This is a genomic window from Veillonella sp. CHU740 (assembly GCF_003992055.1).
In the GTDB taxonomy this organism is placed as follows: domain Bacteria; phylum Bacillota; class Negativicutes; order Veillonellales; family Veillonellaceae; genus F0422.
On record NZ_RQVD01000006.1, the window covers coordinates 101,226 to 107,439 of the forward strand.

Consider the following 6,214-nt stretch of genomic DNA (forward strand, 5'->3'; position numbering starts at 1 on the left):
CATGAAAATACAACATTTACTCGTAGCGGCTCTTGTGGGCGGTGTTATGATGATTCCCGTATGGGCAGCTCCTGCGGATACTCGTCAAGCCGGCAGCATTATGATTACCGCTGATCAATTAACATATGATGGCTCGACTGGTCGAGCAGAAGCAAAAGGCAGTGTGGTAATCACAAAGGATGATAAGACATTAACTGGTGCTTCTGGCTGGTACAATACTAAAAGTGAAGAAGGTTTCTTAACGGGGGGCGTGAGTATGATTGGTACAAACATGTCCATGGCAGCCGGAGAGGTACATTCTTTACAAAATCGTCAATTTGATGCCACAGGAGATGTGCATTTACAAAAGGATGATCGACAGCTGTACGGTGATCGTGTAAACTATAATACGGAAACTGGGTACGGTGAGATCATTGGTAATGGTAAGCTCATCATGGCTGATAATGTACTGACAGGCCAACGTATTGAAGCATATACTAACCAAATCTCAGCAACAGCTACAGGTGGTGTTACATTATCTAGCACCAGTCGTAATGTAAATGCGACAGCTGATTCTGCTGTGTATACACAAACACCAAATCAAAATGATGGGGTAGCCTATCTAAAAGGCAATGCGAAAGCAGTACAAAATGGTAATGTTCTGGAGGCTCCAGAGCTAAAAATTACTCTAAGCGACAACAGTGCAGAAACTCTTGGAGGACGTAGTACATTAATCATTACTCCAAAGTAAGGAGCTTGTATGTATATAGAAACAAAGGATTTAATTAAAACATATAAATCGCGAAATGTAGTGGACCAAGTGAGTGTTCGCGTAGAAGAAGGGGAAATTGTGGGCCTCTTAGGTCCTAATGGAGCCGGTAAAACAACGACATTCTATATGATTGTTGGTGTGGAAAAGGCATCCTCTGGCACTATCTCTATTGGAGATGTAGATGTAACGCATATGCCTATGTATAAGCGTTCTACTTACGGAATTGGCTACTTACCACAAGAAGCATCTATATTTCGCAATTTAACGGTAGAGGATAATATCCTTGCTATGTTGGAAACTACGAAGTTATCTAAATCAGAGCAAAAGGATATGATGGAATCTTTACTTGAAGAGTTTCATATTACCCATGTACGAGACAGATTGGGAATTCAACTATCTGGTGGTGAACGTCGTAGGGTAGAAATCGCTCGGGCCATTTCGTTAAGTCCTAAGTTTATTTTATTGGACGAGCCATTTGCTGGTGTTGACCCTATTGCAGTAGCTGATATCCAATCTATCATTCGTCATTTGAAGGATCGAGGGATTGGTGTTCTTATTACGGACCATAATGTGCGAGAAACATTAGGGATTGTAGATAAAGCGTATATATTGAATAGTGGTAAGATTTTATTAGAAGGTACTGCCGATGAAGTAGCCAACAGTGAGGTGGCTCGGAAATTCTATTTAGGCGATGACTTCCGGATGTAGGAGAAGATATGAGAATTTTAGATAAATATATATTGAAAGCTTTCATAGGGCCCTTCTTATTCGGTATCTTTGCTTTTACTAGTATTTTTATCGGAACAGGTACGCTATTTCGAATCGCTCAATACATTACTGAATATGGGGCTAGCTTATGGTCTGTTACAAGAGCATTTCTATTAGCATTGCCTAATATTGTTATTTTGACATTCCCTATGTCCGTTCTACTAGGCTCTTTAATGACATTTGGTCGATTAAGTGGGTCTAGTGAAATTATTGTTATGCGAGCAGGAGGGCAAAACTTTTTACGATTGGCTACACCAGTGTATATTATGGCCTTTTTGATTTCTCTATGCTCTATTGCTTTTAATGAGTATGTGGTGCCTGCTGCAAACCATGCATATCAGACAATTATTCGGGAAGAGATTGTTAAGAAGGCAACACCACAAACACAGGAGCATATCGTATTAAAGACATTGTCTGACCAAAAGATTAATACCCTGATGTATGCTGGCAAATATGATAGTGAAACTAAGCTCTTATCAGATATTACAGTGCAACAGTTTACCGATGGTGAAGTGACACAAATTGAACGTGCTAAAACGGCTAATTGGAATGGTCAATATTGGATTATGCATGATGGAACCATTTATGATATCAATGCATCTGGTGAAGGTATTGATAGGACATTGCATTTTGATGAACAAATATTGCCAATACAGCAAGATCCTGATAAAATTAGTCACTCTCAGCGTAAGCCGGAAGAAATGACAATTAAAGAGATTAGACAACAAATCAAAGGGATGGAAGCCACAGGTGGAAAAATTACGGAATGGCAAATGGAAATGTACCAACGCTTTACAATTCCGGTGGCCAGCTTTATTTTTGCATTAGTAGGTGCTCCATTAGGATTGCAAAAACAACGGTCTAGTTCCTCGATCGGATTCGGGATTTCAGTTCTTGTCATTTTTATTTACTATGGTGTTATGACATTATCCGGTGCCTTAGGTAAAGGTGGTGCTATACCTCCGTTAATGGCAGCTTGGATTCCTAATATCTTAGGCGTTTTTGCAGGATTATATTTAAATTGGCGTGTGTCAAAATAAAAATTGATGTAGCGTATAGGAAAATTGATAGTACCAATTATGGAAATAGTTGGTGCTATTCTTTTTATCTTCCTATAACCATTGTAGTAGAGTAGGGATTTTGATATACTAGTTAGAGGTATAGAGATAATCATTTTTATGTTGAGGTATATTGCCATGTTAGTCGGATTATGGGTCCTTCTCATTATTACAGTCATGGGAGGGTTGATTGCTTTTTTAGGCGATAAAATCGGTACAAAAGTAGGAAAACGGCGTATGAGCTTATTTGGGTTGCGACCTAAATATACATCGATTATTGTTACTATAGTAACGGGGATAGTAATTTCTGCATCTACATTAGGTATATTGAGCATTGCTTCAAATAATGTGCGTACAGCACTATTTGGTATGGAACAATTGAAAGCAGAAATGGCACAACTTTCAGCAGATATTGAAACAAAAACAAAAGCCTTAGATCAAAGTAACAATGAGTTACAAGAGAAAAATAAGCAGTTGCGACAAGTACAGAATGATGTAGTGGCGACAGAAAGTGAATTAGAAGAGACGAGAAGTGCATTGTCGAATATGGGAGATCGGTTAGTTTCCATTCAGGATGCATATGCAGAAGCCGAACATAAATTGTCTGCTTCCAATGCAGCAGTGGGCCATTTAGAAACGGTCAAAGACCAATTGGAAAGCCATGTGGAAGAGTTACAATTGACTACAAAACAACTAGAATATGGTATTAACCATGTGCGAGAAGGTAATGTAGTGTTCCGCAATGGGGAAGTCTTAGCCCAAGCTGTGATTCGTCCAGGTTTAGGGGAAGTAGAAAGCATGGCAGCACTCACAAGCTTCTTGAAAGATACGAACCGTTTGATTCTAAATCGATTCCAAATGAATGAAGAAAAAACTGTAATCTATATTAGTCGAGATAATTTGGATGCCATTGCGAAACAAATTGCAGCGTCCAATACACCCTTGATGATACGTGTGACAGCTGCGGCTAATATTATTTATGGAGAGCCTGCCTTGGCAGAGGTTCATGCCTATCAACATACGTTAGTATTGCAAAAAGGTACTGTCTTGTGGTCCTCTACGGTTCAAGGGGGGCAAGGCGCACAAGACGATGTATTAGCATTTTTGAAAGCTGTGAATACACAGGCAAAAGAAAGAGGTATTCTACCAGATCCAATCACAGGTGAAGTAGGATCTCTTCCGGGAAATGAACTGTTTGATACGATTCGTAAGGTAGAATTACAAAAAGGGCCTGTGAAACTAGAAGCAATTACTCGAGAAGATACATTTACTAGTGGGCCTGTACAAATACAGTTGAGGGTCATACCTGCTGACAGTTGAGAGGTCATATATGAAAACAACAGCCTATGTACTAGTGGTAGATCCTGGTCGAGAAAAAACTGGTATAGCGATTCTATCCGGTGAGTCAATACTATTGATGATGGACATCGTTCCAACGCTGTCGATTGAAAAGAAACTGGAGTCACTAGTTACAATGTATCCTTCCGTGCAATACTTAATTTGTGGAGATGGCACTAATCACCGTGCAGTGGGAGATATAGTAAGAGACGTAGCTGTGAAAAAAGGAAAGCACTTTTCCTATATGGATGAATCACATACTACGGAAGAAGCTCGAAAACGATATTTTGAAGTGCATCCTCCAAGGGGTTGGAGACGGTTAATTCCCAGAGGAATGTTATATCCTCCGGTACCTGTCGATGATATTACAGCATGGATTATTGGAGAACGTTGGTTAGTAACACATAAGGAGACAGTAATTAAGTAATGAAAGAACATAAGAGCAAAAAACGAACAATGATAGACGTGGCTCTACGGTATTTTATGATGATTATCGGAGCTGCTATTTATACCTATGGGCTAGATGTATTTCTCGTGCCCAATTATTTAATTGACGGTGGCGTTGTCGGTATCGCTCTTATGGCGAGTAAGATTACAGGAATATCATTTAGTATATTTGTAATCCTCATCAATCTACCATTTTTATATGTAGGGTATAAACAAATTGGTAAAAGCTTTACCATATCTACACTATTTGCCATTGCATGTATTTCTCTATTCTCTGTGTTTATGCATGATATACCACCTCTTGTGAGGGACCCTTTATTGGCTTCCGTATTCGGTGGCATTATTCTAGGCCTTGGGGTAGGGATTATTATACGGAATGGTGGCTCTTTGGATGGATCTGAAATTGTGGCCATCATATTTGATAAAAAAAGCTCTTTCTCTGTCGGTGAGATTGTTATGTTCTTTAACTTCTTTATCTTAGGTGCGGCAGGCTTTGTGTATGATTGGAATAGTGCCATGTACTCATTGATTGCTTACTTTGTAGCCTATAAGATGATGGATCTTGTTATCACAGGGGTAGAAGAGTCGAAAGGTGTTATGGTCATCACCGACAAATCTGAAGAAGTGGCTAATGTGGTAATGCATCGCTTAGGACGTGGTGTTACCTTACTATATGGAGAAGGGGCCTATACGAAAACACCAAAGCGGATTATCTATTGTGTAGTGACTCGTTTGGAAATGACTAAGTTAAAAGATATTATCTATGAAGTGGATGAAAATGCTTTCATTACCATTAATGATGTACATGATGTATTTGGGGGACAATTTGGTAAAAAGTCTATTCATTAATATATCTAGGAACAGAATAGAATACAGCCCTATTGTATAGGGAGAAAGGTATGAAACGATAATGGAAAAAGATAAAGCGATAGGAAGTCAAATTTTAAAAGAAGCTAGAGAATGGGGACAAGCAATTATTGTTGCTTTACTGGTAGCAATGATCACGCACATTTTCTTAATTCAACCAACCCGTGTATCTGGAGAATCCATGGAGGATACTCTTCATAATGGAGACTTCTTGCTGATTAGTAAATGGTCTCATGTGACACGTTCTTTGCCTGACTATGAGGATATTGTTATCATAGATAGCCGTGTGCAACGTGAACGTTCTTGGAAAGATGATATAACAGAACCATTGATGAATTACGCCAGCGTAGTTGTTTCTTCTTTGCAAGGACATGATGTGTGGGTAAAACGTGTCATAGGACGTCCAGGGGATGTATTGGAATTCAAAGAAGGTCATGTATGGCGCAATGGGGAAAAATTAAATGAACCCTACACAAAGAAGGAAACGATGAAGTTTGAACGATCCTTACCAATTACAGTGCCAGAAGGTCACGTATTTGTGATGGGGGATAATCGAAATCATTCATCAGATAGCCGTTTTATAGGATTTGTACCGGTTGACCATGTATTAGGTAAACTTGCATATCATATACGGAATCCATTCTAGATATATGTAGATTCGTTATAGGTGTATCCTATAGCAATAGAAATATGGCGTTCATAAGAGTTAACAAAAATAGATAGATATAGACTTGACAAAAATCTTTAATATATGTATACTATTAATTGTTGACGAGCCGGAGTGGCGGAATGGCAGACGCACTTGACTCAAAATCAAGCGGGTAACACCGTGTGGGTTCAAGTCCCACCTCCGGCACCAACGAGTAACAGACACTGTGTATACAGTGTCTGTTTTTTTATATATTATTTAGGCTCTTTGTCAAATGTGGGGGCTGCTCATATAAGAAGTTCTTAGCGCTAGCTATCTAAATAGCTAGCGCTATTC

At 39.2% G+C, this 6,214-nt stretch carries 7 protein-coding genes and 1 tRNA gene; all 8 read left to right on the top strand.

Annotated elements, in window-relative coordinates:
- Position 1: 1 nt before the first annotated feature.
- The 8 genes from EO115_RS05005 to EO115_RS05040 all read left to right on the top strand — a co-directional run bounded on the left by EO115_RS05005 (position 2) and on the right by EO115_RS05040 (position 6,088).
- Positions 2-730 carry an LptA/OstA family protein gene (locus EO115_RS05005; RefSeq protein ID WP_126937890.1) on the top strand — a complete coding sequence of 243 codons (729 nt, stop codon included), beginning with the start codon at positions 2-4 and terminating at the stop codon, positions 728-730.
- A 9-nt stretch (positions 731-739) separates the two neighbouring features.
- Positions 740-1,459, top strand: coding sequence for an LPS export ABC transporter ATP-binding protein (gene lptB / locus EO115_RS05010; RefSeq protein ID WP_126937891.1), 720 nt, complete (start codon positions 740-742; stop codon positions 1,457-1,459).
- 8 nt (positions 1,460-1,467) lie between these two features.
- Positions 1,468-2,559, top strand: coding sequence for an LptF/LptG family permease (locus EO115_RS05015; protein ID WP_126937892.1), 1,092 nt, complete (start codon positions 1,468-1,470; stop codon positions 2,557-2,559).
- Between the two features lie 156 nt (positions 2,560-2,715).
- A complete protein-coding gene (locus EO115_RS05020; RefSeq protein ID WP_126937893.1) occupies positions 2,716-3,897 on the top strand; it encodes a DUF3084 domain-containing protein in 1,182 nt (393 codons plus the stop codon).
- 10 nt (positions 3,898-3,907) lie between these two features.
- Positions 3,908-4,342: a hypothetical protein gene (locus tag EO115_RS05025; protein ID WP_126937894.1), complete on the top strand. Its 435-nt coding sequence runs from the start codon at positions 3,908-3,910 to the stop codon at positions 4,340-4,342.
- Positions 4,342-5,211: a YitT family protein gene (locus EO115_RS05030; protein ID WP_240628952.1), complete on the top strand. Its 870-nt coding sequence runs from the start codon at positions 4,342-4,344 to the stop codon at positions 5,209-5,211. The genes EO115_RS05025 and EO115_RS05030 overlap by 1 nt, the downstream gene beginning before the upstream one ends.
- 61 nt (positions 5,212-5,272) lie before the next feature.
- Complete coding sequence (gene lepB, locus EO115_RS05035) at positions 5,273-5,875, top strand: signal peptidase I (protein ID WP_126937895.1); 603 nt, start codon at positions 5,273-5,275, stop codon at positions 5,873-5,875.
- 129 nt (positions 5,876-6,004) lie between these two features.
- Positions 6,005-6,088 (top strand) — tRNA-Leu (locus tag EO115_RS05040).
- Positions 6,089-6,214: the final 126 nt, after the last annotated feature.

Coding starts and splice junctions, on each gene's coding strand:
- EO115_RS05005 (WP_126937890.1), top strand. CDS start 2: ATGAAAATACAACATTTACTCGTAGCGGCTCTTGTGGGCGGTGTTATG.
- lptB (WP_126937891.1), top strand. CDS start 740: ATGTATATAGAAACAAAGGATTTAATTAAAACATATAAATCGCGAAAT.
- EO115_RS05015 (WP_126937892.1), top strand. CDS start 1,468: ATGAGAATTTTAGATAAATATATATTGAAAGCTTTCATAGGGCCCTTC.
- EO115_RS05020 (WP_126937893.1), top strand. CDS start 2,716: ATGTTAGTCGGATTATGGGTCCTTCTCATTATTACAGTCATGGGAGGG.
- EO115_RS05025 (WP_126937894.1), top strand. CDS start 3,908: ATGAAAACAACAGCCTATGTACTAGTGGTAGATCCTGGTCGAGAAAAA.
- EO115_RS05030 (WP_240628952.1), top strand. CDS start 4,342: ATGAAAGAACATAAGAGCAAAAAACGAACAATGATAGACGTGGCTCTA.
- lepB (WP_126937895.1), top strand. CDS start 5,273: ATGGAAAAAGATAAAGCGATAGGAAGTCAAATTTTAAAAGAAGCTAGA.